The sequence below is a fragment of the Chthoniobacterales bacterium genome (assembly GCA_018883245.1).
Lineage (GTDB): Bacteria > Verrucomicrobiota > Verrucomicrobiia > Chthoniobacterales > JACTMZ01 > JACTMZ01.
Genome location: VEQL01000043.1, coordinates 1 through 19,784 on the forward strand (window position 1 = coordinate 1; position 19,784 = coordinate 19,784).

Genomic DNA, 19,784 nt, shown 5'->3' on the forward strand with positions numbered 1-19,784 from the left:
GCGGGGCGTCTGGCGGCGTTGCTTCGCCAGTCACGATGCGCAGAGGCATCGCTCCCTGCTCGCGCCTTGCCATCCGCTCCGCCATGACTCTGCGCCACCCCGCGAGGTTTCGGGATAGGTTCTAGTCCGGTGGTCGCGGACACATCGTTCCGCGTCTCCCGGGGTGTTTGCCTTGAGTGCGGGGTCATGTGAATAGTTGTTTTATTCGTGTGTCTGGCTGGAGAAACTTGAAACGATGACCTCCCTGCACGATTTGAACTGGCTGGCGGATGCCCCGGAAGAGAGGCTGCCCCTGAGCGAGAGCAGCCCCGTTTGGGTGCGGCAGGGGGTGGTGCGGGCCGAGAATGCGCCGACCATTCTCCCCCATTGTCACACCAACTGTGAAATCGGAATTTGGTTTAAGGGGGAAGGTTACATCCTGGGCGAGGCCGAAAAAGTTTTTCACCGGGCGGGGGATTTGTTTCTGGCTGGCCCCGGGGTCTCCCACGCTTCCCAGATCACCCGCTATCCGGTGCGGTTCACCACCGTGCATTTTTCCCCTTCGCTGCTTCTGGACATGGGGCCGGATACGGATGGGTTGCGGGCCCTCCGGCGGTTTACTGCCCGGCAAACGCTGGCCCAACGCGCGGTGCGCCCGCCGCCGCGCCTGCGAAAGCAGTTCACCACTATGTTCGGCCAAATTGCGCAGGAATGGGAGTCCCGGCGGGTCGGTCGTGAATTCCGGCTGCGCACCCTGCTATTGGAGCAGTTGGTGTTATTGCTGCGCTGGGAGGAGGAGGCCGGTTGCCAGGTGGGCGCGGAAGGCATGGAGGTGGAATGGCAGCCGATTGCGCGGGCACTGGCCTACCTGCGCGAGCATTATGCCGACTCTATCTACTCCAAGGAAGTGGCCGGCGTGGCGGGAGTGAGCGAAACGCGGCTCAAGGTGCTGTTTCGCGAAGCCCTGGGCATGACCTGGGTGAAATATCTGCAGGTTTACCGCATTCACCGGGCAGCGGCCCTGATGGGGGGAGCGCATCGCAACGTGACCGAGGCGGCCTTTGCCGTGGGGTTCGAAAGCCTGAGCCACTTCAACACCGTCTTCCAGAAGTGCATGGGCGTATCGCCCAAACAATGGCTGCAGCGGACCGCCAAGGCGGGAACCGCAACAATTCCCGGCACGACCAAGTCGGCCCGGAAAGCGCACTGAACGGCCGCTCCGGAGGACGGACGGTTTTCTTCCACAGCTCATGGGACAAGCCCGTTGCCGGGTGCGAATGAACCGCGGCGGGGCTCGGGGACTTCCTGGGGGGGATGCCTGCTTCTGCCAGAAACAGCAAAAAGTCGGTTGAAAACTGGTGGCAGCACCGGGCCGGGCCGGGCCATGCTGTAGAGCGACAATTATCGCTCTACCGTCGCGCGTCGCGCCGGCGACCAATTGGTGGCCGGCCCTGACTGCCGCGCGGACAACTCAACTCGATTCATCAGATGGCAAAAACCGTGACAAAACAGTCGGGCAGCAGCCCACTCCACCGCCCCGTTTATGCGGAGGAACTCAAGGCCTTTCTCCTGGCGGCTATGCGCCAGTGCGGCGTGCGGCGGGCGGATGCCGAAGTGACAGCGGAGGTGCTCGTGACCACGGACACATGGGGCACCTTCACCCATGGCAGCAAGCAATTGCTCCCGCTGTTGCAGTTGCACCCGGATCGAATGGATCTAGCAGCCCGGCCGGAAGTGCTGGCGGAAGGGGCAGGTTGGGCGCTGGTGGACGGGCATTACGCGCTGGCGACCGTCACGTCGTGCCACGCGATGCAACTGGCCATCCGCAAAGCCCGGACGGCGGGCGTGGCCTTCGTGGGCGTGCGCAACAGCAACCACTTCGGCGGTGCGGGTTATTACGCCCATCTCGCCGCCCAAAAGAACATGATCGGTTTGGCCATGACCAACACCAACCCACTGATGGCGGTGCCGGGCGCGGCTTCGATGGTTTTGGGCACCAATCCGTTTTCCTATGCCGTGCCCGCGGGCCGGGAGAAACCCGTGTTTCTGGATATCGCCACCAGCGTGGTCGCCGCCAGCAAGGCCATCAGCGCCAAAGCCCTGGGCCAGACGGTGCCCTTGGGCTGGCTGGTGGACAAACAAGGCCTGCCCACCACCGACCCCAGCCGTTACCCGGAGGAAGGCGCTCTGCTCCCCATGGCGGGCCACAAGGGGTATGGCCTGGCTTTGATGATCGAAATCCTGTGCGCGACACTGACCGGCGCGGACATGCTCAGCGGGGTGAAGTTGTGGCTGGAAAAGCATCCCGGACCGCTCAACCAGGGTCACGCGTTTATCGCCATCAACATCAGCAAATTTATGCCGCTCAAGCGATTCAAGGAACGAATGGATCGCATGATTCGGGAGATTAAATCCGCCCCCAAGGCCAAGGGCTCCAAACGCATCTACCTGCCCGGCGAGATCGAGTGGGACAACCGGGAACGGGCGCTGCGGCAAGGCATGATCCTCCCGGAGCACGTCATTGAGCGTTTGGCCGGATTAGCCGCGGATTTCGGTCTGGAGCTGGACAAGTTCTTCCCCAAAAAGAAACGTGCAGTGAAGCGATGAAAACAAATTCTGCCAGCGGCAAAGTCAAAGTAGCTATCCTTGGTTCCGGCAATATCGGAACCGATTTGATGTATAAGTTGCTCAAGCGAGCCGGTTGCATGGAGCTGGCAATGTTTGCGGGCATTGACCCGCAGTCCGAGGGTTTGGCCCGCGCGCGCCGGGCCGGGGTGCCGGCCAGCGACCGGGGCATCGCGGCGATTTTGGACGACCCGGAGATCGGGCTGGTCTTTGACGCCACCAGCGCCCGGGCGCACTTGGCGCATGCGCCGGCCCTGCGCGAGGCGGGCAAGATCGCGGTGGATCTGACTCCCGCGGCGCTCGGTCCCTACGTGGTTCCGCCCGTCAACGGCGGGCAGCACCTGGACGAGGCCAACGTGAACCTGATCACCTGCGGCGGCCAGGCGACTATTCCGCTGGTTTACGCGGTGAGCCGGGTGACCCCGGTGAGCTACGCCGAGATGGTGAGCACGGTGTCCAGCGCCTCGGCCGGGCCGGGCACGCGGCAGAACATCGATGAATTCACCTTCACCACGGCGCGCGGGCTCGAAGACAAAGGCGGCGCCCGGTGCGGCAAGGCCATCATCATTCTCAATCCCGCCGATCCGCCGATCCTGATGCGCAACACGCTGTATGTGGTGATGGAAAAAGACGATGTTGACGAGGGGGCCATTGTGAAATCCATCGAGCAGATGGTAAGCGAAGTGCAGTCTTATGTGCCGGGTTACCGTCTCAAAGGGAAGCCGGTGTTTGATCAGCGGGACACGCCGCTGGGCAAACGCACCGTGCTGGTGGCGCTGCTGGAAGTGGAGGGCGCGGGGGACTTCCTGCCCAAGTATGCCGGCAATCTGGACATCATGACCTCGGCGGCGCTGCGGACGGGCGAACTGTTCGCCCAGCGGCTGCTCGAGGGAAAGGCGGTGGCAGCATGAAAGCGCCTCGCGTGGTAGATACGACCTTGCGCGATGGCTCGCACGCCATGCGCCACCAGTTCACCCGGGACCAAGTCCGGCAGATTGTGCGTGCGCTGGATGGGGCCGGAGTGCCGGTGATTGAAGTATCGCACGGGGACGGGTTGGGGGGATCGTCCGTGCAATATGGCATATCGCACACCTGGGAAATGGAGTTGATCGAGGAAGCCCGGGCCAGCGTGACGCGGTCCAAGGTAGCGGCGCTGCTGCTGCCGGGTGTGGGCACGCGCAAGGAACTCAAGGAAGCGGTGGCGCGCGGGGTTCAAATGGTCCGGGTGGCGACCCAGTGCACCGAGGCCGATGTGTCCGAGCAGCACTTTGGGATGGCCAAGGAGATGGGCCTGGAGACGGCGGGGTTTTTGATGATGTCGCACATGCGGCCGCCGGAATTTTTGGCTGAACAGGCCCGCCTGATGGAATCCTACGGGTGCGATTGCGTGTATGTGGTGGATTCGGCGGGGGCGTTGCTGCCGGAAAGCGCCGCGGCGCGAGTGCGGGCGCTCAAGGGAGCCCTGACCAAAGCGAAGGTGGGATTTCACGCGCACAACAACCTCGGTTTGGGGATTGGAAACACGCTGGCGGCGCTGGAAGCCGGGGCGGACTGGGTTGACGGCACGCTGCGGGGCTTGGGCGCCGGTGCGGGCAACGCGGCCACGGAAGTGCTGGCGGCGGTGCTGGATAAGTTGGGGTGCAATCCGGGGTTGGATGTGTTCCGGTTGCTGGACGCGGCGGAGTTTGTGCTGGCGCCGATGATGCCATTTCAGCCGATTCCGGATCGGGACGCGGTGGCCATTGGTTACGCTGGGGTGTATTCGACGTTCCTGCTGCACGCCAAGCGGCTGGGCGAGAAATACGGGGTGGACCCGTTGGCCATCCTGGTGGAATTGGGCCGGCGCAAGACCATGGCCGGCCAGGAAGATATGATCTTGGACGTGGCCCTGGATCTGTCCGCCAAAGCAGGCGACAAGCCAGCATAGCCGCTTGCGGCAAACCCGCGGGCGAGAACTGCTTCCGGCCCCACCCCTCCGCCAAAACGCCCTTGTCCCGTCAGGCCTCGATGACCAGCATGTTGAAACACACCGAAATCAAACCCGCCATGAAAAACCAAACGCTACGATCCATAGTCTGCGGCATCAGCACGGCCCTCTTCCTCTCCACGATGGTGCAGGCAGAAAATCCGGCAAGCACCCCCGCCGATCGCGACGGCCTTCTTTTGGAATACCGGTTCGAGGGCGATGCCAGCGACACGTCGGGCAACAACCAGCACGGCGATCTGCTGGGGCAACCTGCCTTTGTCGAGGGCAGACACGGGAAATGCCTGTCTCTCAGCGGACGCGGCGACTATGTCGATACCTTGCTCGCGTCGGCGGACTTGGGGGACACATTCACCGTGGAATGCTGGGTGAAACCGGATGCCGGACAAAACGCCTTCGCGAACATTTTCGGCAACCATGCGGACGGCGGCCTCGGAATCGTGGTGCAGCAGGACGGCGGGAACGTGAACAGCTTCAACGCTGCATTCGGGAAGGGAGATGGCCAGTGGGCCACAACGCCTCAGGTGCAGTTGGATGCGGACAAGTGGCAGCATGTGGCGGTGGTCAAAACGCCGGAAAGTCTCTCGTTTTTCCTCAACGGCAAGGAGGTCGCGTCGGTTCCCGCATCGGCCCCGATGGCAGCTTCGCCTATGACATTGCGCGTGGGCCTGGGCTACGCCGACTTGGGGCGCTGCTTCAGCGGGTGCATCGATGAATTCCGGGTGTGGAAAAAGGCGGTCACCGACTTCGGACAGGTTTCCAAGTAGAACCTATCCCAAAACCTGGCGCGGTGGCGTTGCGGATAATTTTTCAGGAAGAGAACGGGCGATGCGAGTAGTCCAGGCAACCGAAAACGCAGTGCGGTTCGAACATCTGCAGACCTTCGCGAATGCAGGAGAGCGGGTGGTGTTCGGAGGGGTCCGTGCGGCCATTGTCCCCTCCCCGCCGCAAAATCCATAATTCTCCCGCAACCGGGTTTCCAAGCTCTGACGAGCAGCGGAGAACGCGGCAGCGAGAGCCGGCGGCTACGCTGCCACCACCGGATTGGTCAGCGTGCCGATACGGTCGATCTCGATGCTGACCGTGTCACCCGGGTGGAGCAGCTTTCGGGGATTGCTTGCCCAGCCGATGCCCTGGGGCGTTCCAGTCAGGATCACCGTTCCCGGTGCCAACGTGGTGTCTTGGGAAAGGAAGCTTACAATGCGCGCCACGCCGAAGATCATGTCCGCGGTATTGGAGTCTTGCACCAGCTCTCCGTTGAGGCGGGTGCGGATACCCAAGGTCTGCGGATCGCCCACGGCCTCGGCAGACACGATCCAAGGCCCCAGGGGCGCAAAGGTGTCGAAGCTCTTTCCCCGGCACCACTGCGAGCCGCCCCGCTGCAGTTGCCACAAACGGGCGGAGACATCGTTGGCGGCGGTGTAACCCAGGACGTAATCCAGGGCGCTGCTTTCCGGAACATCGCGGCATTCGCGACCGATCACCACGGCCAGCTCGCATTCGTAGTCCACCTCCTCCCCGCATACACGCGGGAGGCGGATCGGTTCGAGGTGGCCGGTCGCGGCGCCGGGGTTTTTCAGGAACAGCACGGGTTCGGCCGGCACGGGCAGGTTGGACTCGGCGGCGTGCTGACTGTAATTCAAACCGATGCACAAAAGTGGTGCGCCGTGCGGAACCGGTGGCAGCCAGCGCACTGCTCCTTGCACCGGCTGCGTGGCTCGCAGCGTTCCGGCAAAGGGATCCCCCTCGGCCTGGAAAATCTGCCCTTCTTTTTCAGTGACCCAAACGGGTCGACCTTTGTCTCCAATGATTCTTCCGAATTTCATGATCGGTTGATTCTATTGTTGGTTGAGGAAGTTTATGACTTTTTCAATTGCCTGCGTGCGGCAATCAATGACCGACTGCCGGCTATACCAAGCCGTGTGGCTGGTCAAAATCACTTTGTCTCCCAATTTTCGCAGCGGGGAGTCCGCGGGGAGCACCTCCGGCTCAAACACGTCCAGACCGGCACCCGCGAGCCGGCCGGCTTCGAGCGCCTCGGCCAAAGCGACCGCATCAACCAAACCGCCCCTCGAAACATTGATCAGGATCGCGGAAGGCTTCATCAGCGCCAGAGTTTTTGCATTGATCACATCGCGCGTCTGCGGGAGCAGCGGACAATGCAAAGACAACACATCGGATTGTTGGAAGAGGGCTTCGATGCCGACGGCCTCCAAGCCGGGAGGCGCAGTGGTGACGGCGGGGTCGTGGAAAATCACCCGCGAGAAAAGGGGCTTGCACAACTCGGCCACGCGCCGGCCGATGCGCCCGAGACCCAGGAGGCCGAGGGTCAGCGTGCTGAGCCGCTCAATGGGTTCCGGCGATTGAGCGCGCCAGCCACCCGCCAGCACGACCGACTGGGTGGCGGCCAATTGCCGGTGCAGGGACAACATCATGCCCAGCGCATGAACGGCAACTTCCTCGATGGCGTATTCCGGAGTGTTGTCCACCTTGATGCCGCGGCGCTGCGCGCACTCCAGGTCCAACGTATCCAGGCCGATTCCGACGCGTTGGAGAAGGCGGCACTCCGGCGGGAGCGCTTCGATCACCTGCGCGGGAAGCGGCGCCAAAACAAAAACCACGGCATCCACTCGCGGCGAATTTTTGATGCGCGCCAGCAGGCTCTTGATCTGCTCTTCCCGCGGCGGCGCCGGCGGGGTCCACTCCGGCATGGACCAAGTCCAGCCCAGCGGCTTGAGTTTTGCTTCTTCCAGCGCGAAATCCGGCGCAAACCAGTCCGCAACCAAAATGTGAGGTTTGTTTGTTTTCATTTTCTGCAAATCACACTGCAACCGCCGTCTGACACGAACGCGCGCGGCCAGTTATGCATTCGGCATCGTGCGACCGCACAAGAGCATAAGCGGCGCCGACCGGGCTCCGCGGCCGCCGGCAATCGCGACGTTTTTGTTTGAGTCCCCGCATAAGACAAAGCGTTTTCGTTCAAAGTTCAGCTCACGATCTCCGGCCATTTCAGCGCGTCTGATGCCGGCGGGCGAGCTTTTCTACTGCACGAGAAACCCTCCGTCCACAGGAAGCATGTGACCCGTGATCATGCGCGCGGCATCCGACAGCAAAAAGACGCAGGCACCAATCATGTCCGCCGGTTCCGCCAGCCGGCCCATGGGAATGCGGGCGACCATCCGTTGTTCGAGGGCACCCGGTGCGCCGTGGCGCGGATCAGCGAGCAGGCGTTCCAGCGGCTGAGTGCGGGTTTGGCAGGGAGCAATGCCGTTCACCCGGATGCCGTGCGTCCCCCATTCCACCGCGGCTTCACGGATCAACGCTTCCAATCCGGCCTTGGCTGCCGCGTAGGCGCCGGTGCCGCGACCCAAGGCACGGTTGCCGGCGATGCTCCCGAAATGGACCACGCTGCCGCCGCGCCCCTGCCGAATCAGCACTTGGCCTGCCGACCGGGAAATGCGGAACGCGCCGCCCAGGCAAGTGTCCACGGTGCGCGAAAACTCCTCCTCCGACATATCGACAATGGGTTTGAGCACGGAGGCAAATGCCAGGTTCACCACGGCCGTCACCCGGCCGAACTCCTCGAGCGCATGCTTGAACACCGACGCCACGGAGTCGTCCGAGCGCACGTCGCATTCCGCACTGGCAACCGGAGCAACGCCGCGAGGCAGTCGTTCGGCCAGCGCGCGGGCCGCGGCGCCATTCACGTCGCTGACCAAAAGGCGGGCCCCGCGTTCCGCCAAGCCGGTTGCCACGGCTTCCCCGATGCCGCCACAAGCCCCGAACACCAGAATGGTTTGTTGTGTCAGATCAAACAGCGGATCACGTTCGGGCGAAAACTCGCGCATTGGCACTCTATGTCCGATGTGTCCGCCAGTGTCAAACATCGTCAGGCTCGCCGGCGAAGCAGTCTCGACAAATCGGTGATGAACGCCGAGGCATTGCAATCACCCATGGCAGAATCATCCCCCCGCGTTTCGAACTTTCGGATTCTCGGCTACGCCCTCGGCGAAGGGGCCGCATCGATCACGATGAACGGCGTGTCGAACTTCGCCCTGCTCTACTACACGCAGGTCCTCGGCCTCGGGGCCGGTTACGCCGGCTTGGCCCTCAGCTTGGCCACGCTTTGGGATGCGGTGACTGATCCGGTCATGGGGCACATCACGGACAACACCCGGACCCGTTGGGGCCGGCGATTCCCCTACATCGTGGCCGGAGGATTGTTTCTTGCGGCAAGCTATTGGCTGCTCTGGACCGTGCCGGACGGCATCACGTCGCCGCAGGCGCTTTTCGTTTTTGCCCTTGCCGGGAATCTGCTGCTCCGCACGGCCGTGACCATTTTCGGCGTGCCCTACACCGCCCTCGGGTTCGAGATCTGCCCGGGCTACGAGGACCGTTCACGCCTGCAGGGGATCCGCGCCGCTTTCAACATGGCCATCAATCTGGTCTTCGGGGCCTTCGCGTGGGCGCTTTTCTTTCACGACGGAACCAGCCCGGATGGCGCGCGGATCGACGGCACGAAAATCGCGGAAAACTACGCCCGCATGGGATGGGTGCTGGCCGTCGCCACGGCCGTGCTCATTCTGCTTTGCGCTTGGGCCACCCGCCACACCGCGAAGGACAACCGCAACTCGCGCGTGCAGGGCAACACGCTCGATGACTTCCGCCTGGACCTCCTCCAGATCCTCGGCGATCGCCTGGCTTGGTTTGTCTTCGGGTTTTTCGCCATCGCGCTTTTCGGGATGCTCCTTGTTTCCCAACTGCAGATGTTCGTTTACGTCTTCTTCATGAAGCTGCCGGCCGGCGCCAAGACGTGGATCCACGGCGGCGGGATGGTGGCCGCGGGTCTCGGGGCACTTTTCCAAGCGTGGCTCACGAAAAAGACCGACAAGAAAATCGCGGGCTACATCGCCATGGCTTTGACAGTTTTCGGCGGGGTATTCCTCACCGTTGTCTTCTTCGGATTCAACCTTGCCCCCGACGCGTCGTGGCACCTTGCGGGCACGAACATCCCCGTCGCCTACCTGCTTTTCGGCCTCGGGCAAGCATGCTGGTGGGGCGGATGCGGGATGCTCGGACCGCTGGCCATGTCGATGGTGGCCGACCTTTCGGAGGTGAACTTCCTCAAGACCGGCATTCTGAAGGACGGCGGCTACAGCGCGGTTTTCACCTTCCTGCAAAAAGCGTCGATGTCCGCCGGCCTTCTCCTCACCGGGTGGATGGTCACCGCGGCCGGCATCGTCGCGAACGCGGACGCGCAGACTCCCGAAGCCGTGCGCAACATCGCGCTCATGACCTTCCTGATCGGGCCTGCGCTTGTCATCATCGCCTTCTTCCTTCTCCGGCGCTACCCGGTCGACCGCGAATACCTCGTCAATCTCGAAAAACAATCCGCGCGCGACAAGGATGCAGCGCGAGCCTGATACGGCGGGGACTCAACGAGCGCCAGCCGCGCCCCGAAGAAACTCCCAATCCAACGCAACAGCGACGCGTTTGCCGCTGGCGGAGAGAAGGCAGACCCGGCCCGGTTGATCCGCAGGCCGGATATCGGCAACCTTGTCGAAGCCTTTTGAAACCGGCGCAACAGCCATGATCGTGTTGATGGCCAGAGGGCGCAGCGGATCGAGCACGGCCGTTGTCGGGAATCCGGCCTCGCTCAGGGGATTGGGCGCGGCGGACTCCGCCAACCCGTAGTGAAAATACGATGTGACTTCCTCGAGGCCGAGGACATTGACATGCCGTCCGTTCCAAGGCGGGAAATGGCGGCCGCCGTTCGACATCCACATCAGCGTCTGCCGCAGGACCCTGGCATCCTTCAAGGTGAACCAGACGTAGCCTTGCTCCGGAAAAGTCACTGCCGTCCACGCAAAAGAGCGGCCGGGTTTGGAAACCAGAATGGCGATGTCCTCGAACCCCCTCCGCGCGGGATAGCGGCTGAGGTCTGTCATTTCGCCGGTGATCATCGGCACGCGCTCGAGCGTGCGGAACCGCGCGCCGGGCCTGAGGATGGAGTAGCCCTTTTGTTCGGGGAGTTCGACCGGCAGCGGCGCAACCTGGCCGAAATGGATCGGGCTGGTGGTCACCACCCCGCTTCCGGGGCAATCGGGAAATTTCAAAGTGGCGTGGTGACCGAAGGACATCGGGCCCTTGCCGCCGCTGACGACGGTGCGTGAATAGACAGCCCACTGGTTTTTCGCGACGCTGATCTCGCGTTCCACCACAGCCTTGCGCACGCGTGTGGACATGCGCAGCCGCAGAGTGGTCCTGCCTGCAGCTCTCACCGTGCCGAGGCATGTCCAATCGCGGTTGGCGGTTTCCCCGTGGGGCGGATGCATCTCTTTGCCGAATGCCGTGCCATTGCCGCCGAACGGCATGCAAAAGAAATCCCCCCGCAGAACGCGCAGAATCGGCGGCACGTGTTTCGGCAGGGTTTCCTTGTGCCATGGCGCGATGGCAAAAGGCTGGACCGTCCGGCCCGGCAAATGAAAACGCACGGGAGCCAGATGACCGCCGGTTTTCGTCACGAAGGCTTCCGTGGCTTGGGAGGCGATTCGCCACGAAGGCTGGCCGTCGATCGTCCTCATGCGGGTAGGGCTCTTCACGGGCGGGCCTCGTCGGTCAAGTTGGTTGTCCTGTTTTGCTGTTTCAGCGAACGGTCACGAATGACCGAGAAATTGTTCTTTCCACGCGTCCAACTCCCCCGGGTCGAGCAACGCGGCCGTGGTGATGGTTGTCTCGCCGAGGGACTGCGGACCGCGCCCGCAGTGGATGGCGGGAGAGCGGTGCTCCATTTCGCCGAAGACGCCGAACTTTCCCCCGTCGTTGAAAAATTGCGCGGCATCACCCTGCGTTCCTTGGGCGTCGAGCGGAGCATCGCAGTAAGGCAAAGCCGCATGAACCGGGAACGAACGCTCGAGGACCAACCAACGACCGCCGACTGCCCGGACATAAGCGATGCGGCCGGCAATCCGGTCGGGCCCCACCCCGATCTTGAACACGGCCGAGCCGCCGATGTTGAGCGAGAAGAAGCCGCCGGCCTCATCGATCTCGCCGGGTGGGCAAGGGTCGAAATAGTCGCGCGCCTTGGCCGGGCCGGCCAGAGGCATCAGCATCTTGCCGCCGGCGGGGACTTGGATGAGCGACCAAAGGTCCGCCGCTTGGCCCGGTGTGCCGCCGTGGATCTGCATGGATGTGGTGACGGCCAAACCCGCCGCTGCGCCGCGCAGCGCCAACGCCTCGTCATCCAAAAGTTCGAAACGGCGAAGAATGTGCAGCCGCAGATGCCGGTCCGCATGGTGGCAGCGCAGATCGAGCTGCAAACTTGCCTCGCAGGCATTGGCGGATAAAGCCGTCACGCTCCACCGGTCCGGGTCCAGGCCCGGCGGCACCTGATATTGCTCGAAGTCGAGCCGCTCGGTCTGTTTCCAGAACCATGAATACTCCGGCCCGACCCAAAGCCTCTCGCCCCCGAGATTCCATGAGGCCGTGACTTGGGGTGGATTCCAAAAGCAGGGTTGGCCTTCGGCTTCGATCTGCAGGATCCGGCCCCGCGAGGGCAGGAGGGAAACGCGGCCGCTCGGGGTCGACCAGACGACGGGTTGTTCGCGGGATTCTGTGTTTGTCATATCCTGTGCGTCACGACGGACCGGAGGGGCCGGATTGCGTCGCTTCGGTCCTTGTCATAATTCACCATCATCGAGCAGCTGGATCACGTGGCGGACTTGGAAAGGCCTGCGCACCATTCCGCCCCATCGCGCCGAGTTCCACTGCATCATGCAGACGTGGTTGGCCGTGGCGAGTATGACGGAATCTCCCTCGGCGTCGTTGAGGAAGGCGGACTTTTTCGCGAGGATTTCCCGCGCGTTTTCTTTCTTCTGGATATTGTAAATGCCGCCGGAGCCGCAGCAGTCCTTGGCGCAGGGCGCGAACTGCCAGCGGTAGCCTGTTGCGTCGAGAACGGACTCGGGGATGGTGGCGCGCTGGCCGTGGACCAAGTGACACGGCAGATCGACATACACCCGGGCCTTTTCCCGCCTTGGTGGCAGAGCTTTGACGCCGATCTCCCCCAGAAAGCCGAGCACATCGCGCACCGGCAGCGCACCTTCCAGAGTTTTGCGGAGGGAGAGCCCGCAGCCGGCCGAATTGGCCACGGCGCAATCGACTCCGAGGCGATCGAAAGCTTGGCGGTTGACGTCGCGAAGTTTCTCCACGCCGTCCAGCCCGGTGTGTTCCTGGAAGGCGCCGCAGCATCCTTGGCCATCGGGAATAACCACCTGCACGTTGTTCGCGATGAGCACGCGCACAGTGGCGAAGTTGATTTCGCGGAAAAGTGCTTCCATCAGGCAGCCGGTGAGCAGTGCCACCCTCGGACCGTCGGGGCGGTGCTGCGCCATCAACTCTTTGGCATACGCGGCCGTGGACTGGAGCACCGGGGTCGCACCGGGAAACACCAGCGGGTGCGGCAGCAGGCCGGCCTTGCGCAGCACGCGGGCAGGCAATAGCGCGACATCGAAAAATTTCTTCCTGGCCACCGCTGCGGCAGCAAGGCGCAGCTCGGGTTTCGGAAGCCAGCGGCGTCCGGCCACATGGGCATGGCGCGTTTCTTCGAGGATGCGGCCGTAGGGCACGTTGGCCGGACAGGCCGGCTCACACGCCAGGCAACCCACGCACTCGCTGGTGTAAAAGTCCGTCCATTTGTCCTGCGGGATTTTTCCCTCCGCCTCCTCGCGCCACAGGCGCAGGCGACCGCGGGGCGAATTGTTCTCATCCCCGGTCAGCTGATACGTGGGGCACACCTCCAGGCAGAAACCGCAGTGCACGCAGTTGGAGAGCAGATCGTTGCCCAAAATGGAGGAATCGGTGGCGCTCATGCCGCGGCCTCCCATCCCGCCATGAGGCCATGCACCCAGCGTTCCTCTTCGCCGGCTGCCGGACGCGCGGCGTGGCGGCTGATCCAATCCCCGCCTTCGCCTTCCAAGCGCGACGCCGTGCGCGCGACGATCTCCGCGACATTGGATGCCGCATCGGCAACGTCCTTGAAATAAACATGCACAACACCGGGATAACAAAGGCCGGCGCAGAAAAGCCCTCCCGCCGGGAGCAGTTCCCGGCACAAGGGAATCACGGCGTCGGGCGTCGTCTTCAGGGCCAGATCCGGCAAGCCGTCGCCAGCGGATTCCGCTGCCGTCTTTTCGCCGAGGTCCAGGCCATGACCCGCGGCCAAAGATGCGAGATAATCGGCGAAGACGCGCCATTCCGCGGATGGACAGTGCACGCCCACGCGCAGCCGCGGCGCACCATCTTGGCCGGCCAGCCAATCGACCGACTCAAGCCAATGCAGGAAAGGTCCGTGCAGAATTTGCGCGACCGCTCGCTGCAAGGCCCCGTCCTCTCCGGTCAGGAGGAAGACGCCGTCACGGTCGCAAAGCGGGCGCAGACGCAAAACATAATCCTTCGGCCGGCCGAAGCGTTCGCCCGCACCGAGAAAGAAGCGCAACAGATCGTATCCGGTGGTCGATTTCACCACGCGTTCGCCCACCCTCACCATCCGGCCGTCGGGGAGTTCCCAATTCATGCCGGTGATATTGTCGCAAAAAGGCCCGAACCGCGACGAAGCCGGGGCGTAGTCGCCCGCGGCAATATTGGCGCGGAGCGGTTGCGCGGGATCGAGCCACAACGGAAAACGCAGGGCATGCGGTGCGGCCAGCCGCGCGACTTCCGCCGCCGTGGCCTCCGCCGGCACACAGAGCACGCCGTCCACCTCGTCGAGAAACGGTTCGAACAAACGCTCGTGGTCCAAAGCCGTCACTTTCATGCAGCGAACCTCCTCTCGGGAAAAACCTTGAGCGGGTTCAATTGCGAGGCCCGGTCGAACACCCGCGGAACCGCCTTTTGCATGCGCATGGAATCGGGCCCGAAGACCAAACCGGTGTAAGACGACTTGTCGTTGCCGATGCCGTGCTCGCCCGAGAGCGTGCCGCCGACCGCGACGACGCGCTCCATGAGGCGCGCGCTGATGGCTTCCACTTTTTCGATGTCTCCCGGACGCCGCGAGTCGAAGAGGAAATTCGGGTGCAGGTTTCCGTCGCCCGCGTGCATGACGGTCACCGCGGGCAGCCCCGCCTTTTCCGCTTCCTCGTAAACCAGGGCCAGGACCTCCGCCAACGCGCGCTTGGGAATAACCGCATCCTGCACGAGGAAGTCCGGGCTCACCTGCCCGAGCAGCCCGCCCTGCGCCTTGCGCGCTTTGAACAAACCGGCACGCACGACGGGATCATCGCTGAATTGCACATCATTGCTGCCCGCCTCGCGCAGAATGGCGGCCACCGATTGCACCCGTGCATCCACCAAAGCCGCGGGACCGTCAATCTCAACCACGAGCAGAAAATGGTCTTGAGGCAGTCCGACGGCCATCGGACTTTTTTCCACCATGGAAATGCAGGCGGGGTCCATCATTTCGATGGCCACGGGATAGGACGGGCTGCGCACAAGTCCGTGGATGGCCCGCTCCGTCGAAGCAAGATCGGGGAAGCTTGCACGGAAAGTCCACGCCTTTTCGGGACGCGGCGTAAGACGCAGCCAGAATCGCGTGAAAGCCCCGAGCGTTCCCTCGGAACCGACCATGAGGCGTTTCCAATCCTCCCGCCACGGTCCGCGGCCACCGGCCGGACCACCGAATCGGCGCAGCGTGCCGTCGAGCATGACCACTTCCACACCCAGCACGTAATTGCCGGTCACGCCGTAGCGGAAGCAATGCGCCCCGCCCGCGTTCGAAGCGACATTGCCCCCGATCGTGCACACCGGTCCGCTGGAGGGATCCGGCGGATAGTGCAAACCCGTCGGTTGCAGCGCCTCGTCGAGACGATTCAAAGTGACCCCGCATTCCACCTCGCACCACAGCCCCGCCGTGTTGATCTCGCGGATGGCACGCAATCGCGAAGTATGGACGATGGCCCCGCCCTGCGCCGCAACCGGTCCGCCGGACAGCGAGGTTCCGGCGCCGCGCAAACAGATGGGCACGCCGGCCCCGTGCAAAACGCGCATCACCGAGGCCAGTTCGTCCGCATCGGACGGAATCACCACCAGATCGGGCGGGAAAGTTTTGTAGCCCAAACCGTCTGTGTCATAGCCGGCGAGCTGCGCCGGCGAATCGAGCAGGCGCGCGCGGGGCGCGGCGGCGCGCAGCAGCGGACGAACATCGCGGAAGGGCCGGGCCACGGCGGATTCCTAGCGACAGCGACCAAGCGAGGTCAATACTGATACCGACGATTGCGGAGGATTTTTGCCGGGAACCGCAAATTTCTCCGTTTTGGGCCGGCGCGGATGTTTGCAACAACGTCAAGATGAACGAGGCCCGCCAATCGGGCGTCTGCGCCATCACGGAAACGCGACCTCAGGAATCCCCTTCGGCCGGTGCTTCCTGTCTTGCCGCGGGTTTTCCTTGCTGCGGAGGTTTGGCGCGCGGCTTCGGGTAACGCTCCACCTTGGTGTCGTTCTTCTGCCTGGCTCCGGGCGTGCTGCGTCCCTGGACAATCAACTGCTCGAGCAGAGCACGCATCTCGGCGAGCTTCGCCGGCTGCTCGGTGGCGAGGTTTTTCGTTTCGCCGAGGTCGTTGGCGAGGTCGTAAAGCTGCACCGGATGGCGCGCCTCCCCGGGCACTCTCCGGTTGTCCGCATCGCGGCGGTCTCCGGAGCCGGGCGCGGCGATGTATTTCCAAGAGCCGTGGCGCAGCGCGGGCACCCCGGGGCCGGAGGTGCTCACGGCGAACTCCCGCACCGGAGTGTTTCCACCCTTGAGCAGCGGCAAGAGACTCACGCTGTCCTCTCCGGCATTGTCGGGCAGCGTCGTGCCGAGCACGTCGGCAATGGTGCGCAGCAAATCGGTCTGCTGCACGAGCTGATCGCAGACGCTGCCCGGCTTCACCACGCCGGGCCAGCGGACCACGAAGGGCATCCGGTGGCCGCCTTCCCAGGCGTCGAATTTGGCCCCGCGCAGCGGCCCGCTCGGGTAATGGCCCTTCTCCTCGAGTTCCTGCTTGCCGGCATAAGGCGCGAATCCGTTGTCGGAGGTGAACACGACAATGGTGTTGTCGGCCACGCCGCTTTTCTTCAGCGCATCCAAGATCCGGCCGACCACCTCGTCGGTTTCCATGACGAAGTCGGCGTAGGTATTCAACCCGCTCTTCCCGGTCCACGCCTCGTTCGGTGCCAGCGGGGTGTGCGGCGAAGTGAGGGGCAGATAAAGGAGGAAAGGTTTTTTCTCGCGGGCGGCCTCATCGATGAAGGCGACGGCGCGATCGGCGAGCGCGGGGAGGACAGGCTCGAATGTCCAGTCGGGCAGTGCCGGCCCTTGATTGCTGGCCTGATTTTTCACCATGAGGCGGCCGGAAAGAAACTCCGAGGGAATGCCGACGGTCCGGTCATTTTCGATGAAGCAGAAAGGCGGCCAGTTCGGCACGTCGGTGCCGAAGTAGAGATCGAAGCCGCGCGTGACCGGTCCACCGCCGATCGGTTGGGAAAAAACCTCGCGCCAGACATCGCGGTGGGCATCGGTGGCGACCGCTTCGCCCTTGGGCTTTTCTTTGAAGAGCGCCGCGCGGTCGGCCGGAATGGGCCAGTCCCAGCCGAGATGCCATTTGCCGATGCAGGCGGTGCGGTAGCCGTGTTGTTGGGCCAGGGTTCCGATGGTCATGCGGTCGGGTGCGATGAGCGGCGGACCCCACAGCGGCACAATGCCGGCTTGCAGCGTCGTCCTCCAGTGGTAGCGCCCGGTAAGCAAGGCGTAGCGCGAGGGTGTGCACACGGCGGAGGAAGAATGCGCGTCGGTGAAACGCATGCCTTCCGCCGCCAACCGGTCGATGTTCGGCGTGGGAATCTTGCCGCGCTCGGGATTGTAGGCCTGCACGTCGCCGTAGCCGAGGTCGTCGGCATAGATAATGAGGATGTTGGGTGTGGCGGCGGCGAACGACGGGGACGCCACAAGCGAGACGGAGAGGAACAGCAGCAGTCGCAGATGTTTCAAAGTCGGGGAACGGGGATTTACGGCTTTGCAGAATCTTTCGGGGCCCGCGCCCGCGAAGCGTCAGCTTCCACCTCGACGGCCCATGCGTCGAAACGTTTTTTGAGGTCGGCCACCAGGTCGGGACGGGCCTTCGCCAAGTCGGTCGTTTCCTTGGGATCGGCGGCGAGATCGAAGAGTTGGACCGGCGGCGGGTTGTCGCCGGAATCCTGCAAGAGTTTCCAGTTTCCCGAGCGCATGGCCCAGCCGCCCCCTAAGGGAGGCGGAGTTCCCCCGGGGCGGCCGACGCCGCTCTTCCACCACCAGAAGAGATCGCGTTCGGGCGGCGCAACGGCAGCTTTGTCATCGATGAGCGGCAGAAGGTTGATTCCGTCCAGACGCGGAGAGGCAGGCTGCGGAATGCCGGCTGCGGCAAGACAAGTCGGCACAATGTCCAGCGAGGAGACGGGTGCGGCGAAGGTCCTGCCGCCCTTGACCGCGGCGGGCCAGGAGAGCACGAACGGAACGCGAATCCCGCCTTCGTAATTCTGCAGTTTTTCACCGCGCAGCGGCGTGTTGTCCGCATGGGTCGCCAGCACGGAACCACCATTGTCGGTGAGGAAGAAGATGAGCGTGTTCTCGTAGAGCCCCTCCTCTTTGAGCGTATCGAGGATCCGGCCGACACCGGTATCGAGGTAGTTGATCATGGCCAGCAGGATCTTCCGCGCCGGGTCGGTGCTGTATTTGTGCTTTACCTCGACATCCTCGATCTGCGCTTGGAGCGGGGTGTGCACGGCATTGTAGGGCAAATAGACCAGGAACGGCTGATCGCGGTGCCGCTTGATGAAGTCCACCGCTTCATCCGTCAACCGGTGGGTCAGGTAGCCCTTCTCCCCCGTTCCTTTCAGGCACTTTGTCCCGCGGAAAAGCGGGGCGAAGTCCGACGCGGTGTTGTCCAAGTCATAATAATCGCGGCCTCCGTGGTTGAAGCCGTAGAACTCGTCGAAACCCCGCTTGGTCGGGTTCAAGTCGACGGCGAGGTCCCCGCTGGTCACAACGCGCGTTGGAGGAGCAGTCGGGTTCAAGTCGCCGGCGATGTCCCCGGTTTCGTGCCACTTGCCGAAGGCACCCGAGACATAGCCGGCCTCTTTGAGATAGTCCGCGAGAAGTCTCACCGGTTGCGAGGCCACTTCCGCCCAGTGGACGCCGGCGCGCTGTTGGTAGCGGCCCGTGAGCAGCGCCGCGCGGGAAGGAAGACACATCGATGCGGTGATGTAGCCTTGTTCGAAGATGACCCCGTCGCGCGCGATTTTGTCGATGTTCGGCGTGATGATACCCGGCCCGTGGTGCGGATTGAATCCGACGTCGGCATAGCCCTGGTCATCGGATAAAATGATCACGATGTTGGGCCTTTCCGAGGGCGCCGAATAGCCCGGCTGCGCCGCAGCGAGCAACACGGTGCATGCGATGAGGATTTGTCGTTTCATGGCTTGTGTTTTCAGGGGTGTGAGGTTGGTGCGGTGGGAATGCCGGCCAACTCGACGGAGAATCAGAAAGGAATGTGCCTCGCGGAGTCCGGGGTGGAAAGATGAAAAACGACACGCGCATGGCTGGCATCACGATGCCCGTGGAGACCGCTTGGTTGACGAGAAAGGCGATGCCCGCACCCGCCTGGATCTTCCCGCCGGTTAACTCGGAGCCATCGCCGCCGTCCACCGGCGTCCAGAAGGGCTCAATGGCGCTCCGGGAATTCAGTTCTCTTTTGACATTTCAAGGCGGACATTCCGGATGAGAAATCCTCCGACGCCGGCACACTCTTGCGCCACGTTCCATGGCCGGAAGGCGACCACGACGGAACAGCCATCCTCGGTGACCGGTCCGGCTGCTCGCAGAGTCATCTCCGAAAAATCGAAGTCCGGCATTACCGTCTCGGAGGCCAGAGTGGTCGCCGTGCCGTTTTGTCTGATTAGCACAATGGCTGCACTCAGTCCGACATTGCTCCCGCCGTCCAGCATTGCGCATTCATATTTCAAAACGGGAGTCTCCCCGAACTTCGCCGCTGCCGGCGTATTCCAGTTGTCCAGCCCGCCGTCCTGCCACGAAAACACATTCCGCCGGACAAGCGCCGCCGCACCCTTCTCCCCGCGCTCGGACAGATCGACACGTTCCACGCTAGCGTCTCCCGGGTTCACGCTGAAC

The 19,784-nt window shown here is 63.3% G+C and carries 16 protein-coding genes; 6 read left to right on the top strand and 10 right to left on the bottom strand.

Translation table 11 applies throughout. From position 1 onward, the window contains the following. Window positions 1-235 precede the first annotated feature (235 nt). The 5 genes from FGM15_11750 to FGM15_11770 all read left to right on the top strand — a co-directional run bounded on the left by FGM15_11750 (window position 236) and on the right by FGM15_11770 (window position 5,355). Window positions 236-1,189, top strand: coding sequence for a helix-turn-helix domain-containing protein (locus FGM15_11750; GenBank protein ID MBU3666532.1), 954 nt, complete (start codon window positions 236-238; stop codon window positions 1,187-1,189). Window positions 1,190-1,467: 278 nt separating this feature from the next. Next, window positions 1,468-2,586 (top strand): Ldh family oxidoreductase, encoded by a 1,119-nt coding sequence (locus FGM15_11755; protein ID MBU3666533.1) that lies wholly within the window; start codon window positions 1,468-1,470, stop codon window positions 2,584-2,586. Further along, complete coding sequence (locus FGM15_11760; GenBank protein MBU3666534.1) at window positions 2,583-3,515, top strand: acetaldehyde dehydrogenase (acetylating); 933 nt, start codon at window positions 2,583-2,585, stop codon at window positions 3,513-3,515. The genes FGM15_11755 and FGM15_11760 overlap by 4 nt, the downstream gene beginning before the upstream one ends. Beyond that, the gene (dmpG, locus tag FGM15_11765) at window positions 3,512-4,531 is read left to right on the top strand and encodes a 4-hydroxy-2-oxovalerate aldolase (protein MBU3666535.1); all 1,020 of its coding nucleotides are present in this window, start codon (window positions 3,512-3,514) and stop codon (window positions 4,529-4,531) included. Before FGM15_11760 ends, dmpG begins: the two co-directional genes overlap by 4 nt. 62 nt (window positions 4,532-4,593) lie before the next feature. Next, a complete protein-coding gene (locus FGM15_11770) occupies window positions 4,594-5,355 on the top strand; it encodes a LamG domain-containing protein (GenBank protein MBU3666536.1) in 762 nt (253 codons plus the stop codon). Window positions 5,356-5,613: 258 nt separating this feature from the next. On the opposite strand, the gene FGM15_11775 is transcribed toward FGM15_11770, so the two are convergent. The 3 genes from FGM15_11775 to FGM15_11785 all read right to left on the bottom strand — a co-directional run bounded on the left by FGM15_11775 (window position 5,614) and on the right by FGM15_11785 (window position 8,475). Then, window positions 5,614-6,414 (bottom strand): fumarylacetoacetate hydrolase family protein, encoded by an 801-nt coding sequence (locus tag FGM15_11775; GenBank protein MBU3666537.1) that lies wholly within the window; start codon window positions 6,412-6,414, stop codon window positions 5,614-5,616. Between the two features lie 12 nt (window positions 6,415-6,426). Next, window positions 6,427-7,398 carry a C-terminal binding protein gene (locus tag FGM15_11780; protein MBU3666538.1) on the bottom strand — a complete coding sequence of 324 codons (972 nt, stop codon included), beginning with the start codon at window positions 7,396-7,398 and terminating at the stop codon, window positions 6,427-6,429. Window positions 7,399-7,629: 231 nt separating this feature from the next. Next, the gene (locus FGM15_11785; protein ID MBU3666539.1) at window positions 7,630-8,475 is read right to left on the bottom strand and encodes an SDR family oxidoreductase; all 846 of its coding nucleotides are present in this window, start codon (window positions 8,473-8,475) and stop codon (window positions 7,630-7,632) included. Between FGM15_11785 and FGM15_11790 the strand changes: the two genes are divergently transcribed. Further along, window positions 8,446-10,011, top strand: coding sequence for an MFS transporter (locus FGM15_11790; protein MBU3666540.1), 1,566 nt, complete (start codon window positions 8,446-8,448; stop codon window positions 10,009-10,011). The genes FGM15_11785 and FGM15_11790 overlap by 30 nt on opposite strands. 12 nt (window positions 10,012-10,023) lie before the next feature. On the opposite strand, the gene FGM15_11795 is transcribed toward FGM15_11790, so the two are convergent. The 7 genes from FGM15_11795 to FGM15_11825 all read right to left on the bottom strand — a co-directional run bounded on the left by FGM15_11795 (window position 10,024) and on the right by FGM15_11825 (window position 19,756). Beyond that, on the bottom strand, window positions 10,024-11,172 hold the full coding sequence (locus FGM15_11795; protein ID MBU3666541.1) for a hypothetical protein: 1,149 nt from the start codon (window positions 11,170-11,172) through the stop codon (window positions 10,024-10,026). A 72-nt stretch (window positions 11,173-11,244) separates the two neighbouring features. Beyond that, window positions 11,245-12,213 carry a hypothetical protein gene (locus FGM15_11800; protein ID MBU3666542.1) on the bottom strand — a complete coding sequence of 323 codons (969 nt, stop codon included), beginning with the start codon at window positions 12,211-12,213 and terminating at the stop codon, window positions 11,245-11,247. Window positions 12,214-12,267: 54 nt separating this feature from the next. After that, a complete protein-coding gene (locus FGM15_11805; protein ID MBU3666543.1) occupies window positions 12,268-13,842 on the bottom strand; it encodes a 4Fe-4S dicluster domain-containing protein in 1,575 nt (524 codons plus the stop codon). A gap of 556 nt (window positions 13,843-14,398) precedes the next feature. After that, entirely contained in the window at window positions 14,399-15,805 is a 1,407-nt protein-coding gene (locus FGM15_11810) for an FAD-binding protein (GenBank protein ID MBU3666544.1), read from the bottom strand. Between the two features lie 175 nt (window positions 15,806-15,980). Then, window positions 15,981-17,609 carry an arylsulfatase gene (locus tag FGM15_11815; protein MBU3666545.1) on the bottom strand — a complete coding sequence of 543 codons (1,629 nt, stop codon included), beginning with the start codon at window positions 17,607-17,609 and terminating at the stop codon, window positions 15,981-15,983. Between the two features lie 17 nt (window positions 17,610-17,626). Further along, on the bottom strand, window positions 17,627-19,072 hold the full coding sequence (locus FGM15_11820) for an N-acetylgalactosamine 6-sulfatase (GALNS) (protein MBU3666546.1): 1,446 nt from the start codon (window positions 19,070-19,072) through the stop codon (window positions 17,627-17,629). A 264-nt stretch (window positions 19,073-19,336) separates the two neighbouring features. Next, a complete protein-coding gene (locus tag FGM15_11825) occupies window positions 19,337-19,756 on the bottom strand; it encodes a hypothetical protein (GenBank protein MBU3666547.1) in 420 nt (139 codons plus the stop codon). Window positions 19,757-19,784 lie beyond the last annotated feature (28 nt).